Raw genomic sequence first — 990 nt, 5'->3', positions numbered from 1 at the left:
TCTACAGCCTCACCCCGGCCGATCTGACCTTCGCCGGGGCCGGAGATGTGGTCATCGGCGACCCGGACGGCCGGCACGTGACGATCCGCTTGGGGCGGACACCGGGCAGCAAAGAACGCATCACCACCGTCGACGGCCGGCCCCGACCCGAGCTGACCCTGCGGGACGCGATCGCCGAAGCCCGCACCGTGCTCGCCGCCGAACACGACGGCGAGCAGCTCGACCCGCAGAACACCGCCGAGATCGGCCCACAGGCCGAGGCCGATGTCGACGCGGGAGCAGAACCGCAGCGCGAGGAGGCCGAACCGCCGTCCCCCCGAGTCGTAGCGCCTGCGATCGACGACGCAGGCGCGGTGATCTTCGACGAGGTCGACCCCGCTCCCACCGAGCCGTCGACCCCGACCGTCACCGACCCTGCCCTCGAGACGTCCGCAACCTCGTGGGTGCTCACCGAACACCTGATGGTCGGCCACGCCAGGCCGATCACCGATCCGGCCCCCGAGCCGGTTCTGGAGCAGGAAGAACCTGCCGCGCCCGCCGCGACCCCTCCGGCGGCGACCGTCGAGCCGGAGGCTGCCGCCTCGACCGATGAGGCGGCGCCCAGGACCCCGGCTGTGGACACCGACGAGCTGGTTGTTCCCGAGACCGAGTACGGCGAGCCGCTGTCGAGTCCCCTGTGGCGGGACAAGCGCCAGCTGGTGCGCGTCCGTAAGAAATCCGGCGCACACATCTGGGTTTCCCGCACCGCCGCCGCCAAGTACACCGCCGCAGCCAGCAGCGAGCTACCGGCCACCGCGGCCGCGGACCAGCCGACCGCGCCCGAGATGGTCGCGGAGACCGGCCTCGAGGAAAGCGCGCCGGCCGCCGAACACGGTGCCGACGCCGCGGTGGCCCGCCCTGCCGCCCCAGCCGCGGCGGTGCAGGACTTCGCCCTCGGAACCGAGGTGCTCGTCCCCAGCGGGGCGAAGGCCCGGGCACGGGCGAACATCG

Annotated in this window: 1 pseudogene; it reads left to right on the top strand. The window is 73.1% G+C overall.

Annotation, left to right across the window (positions count from 1 at the left end):
- A pseudogene (locus tag NVV99_RS26290) lies at window positions 1-990 on the top strand (helicase); the annotation flags it as partial.

Origin of the sequence: Rhodococcus sp. PAE-6, from assembly GCF_025290685.1 — a bacterium.
GTDB lineage: Bacteria > Actinomycetota > Actinomycetes > Mycobacteriales > Mycobacteriaceae > Rhodococcus > Rhodococcus pyridinivorans.
Note: the sequence above shows the minus strand (reverse complement) of the source record. Positions and strands in the feature narration are given on the sequence as shown.